Consider the following 583-nt stretch of genomic DNA (forward strand, 5'->3'; position numbering starts at 1 on the left):
AGGTTTGGGGGAGGCCGTGGTGGTAGGTGTTGCGGCGTTCGCGTTGGGTGGGGTCGATGGTGTAGCTGGGGGTGAAGACGGGGATCCCTTGGTTGAGGCGGAGGGTCCAGGCGCCTTGGTGGATGAGGTGGTGGTGGGCTTGGCAGAGTTGGGCGGCGTTGTTGATGGAGGTTTCTCCGCCGTCGTGCCAGGGGATGATGTGGTGTGCTTCGGTCCAGGGGCCGGGTTTGGTGCAGTCGGGGAAGGTGCAGCCCATATCGCGGGCTCTGAGGATTTTGCGTTGGGCGGTGGTGAAGAGGCGTTGGGTGCGTCCGACGTTGAGGATGGTGTTGTTGTCTCCGAGGGTGATGTGGGTGATGTCGGCGTCGCAGAGGGTTTCCTCGAAGGCTGCTAGTGGTTGCGGGCCGCTGTAGGGGGTGAGGGCGATGCCGAGGCTTTCGCCGGCGGCGTTTTTGCGGTCGAGTTCGGTTTGGGTGGTGCTGATGAATACTTGGGGTCTGAGGCCTCCTGTGATGGGGAGTGTGCCGGTGCGGGCGGCTAGTTTGAGGCAGTCGATGAGACCGTCGAGGAGTTTCTGGCCGTG

1 protein-coding gene is annotated in these 583 nt (G+C 63.3%); it reads right to left on the reverse strand.

What is annotated here, in order from left to right; all coding sequences use genetic code 11:
- Window positions 1–583: HNH endonuclease signature motif containing protein (locus CXQ94_RS21740; protein ID WP_146070420.1), on the reverse strand; the 583-nt coding region annotated here is incomplete at both ends.

Origin of the sequence: Arthrobacter sp. GMC3 (genome assembly GCF_002929305.1) — a bacterium.
Lineage (GTDB): Bacteria > Actinomycetota > Actinomycetes > Actinomycetales > Micrococcaceae > Specibacter.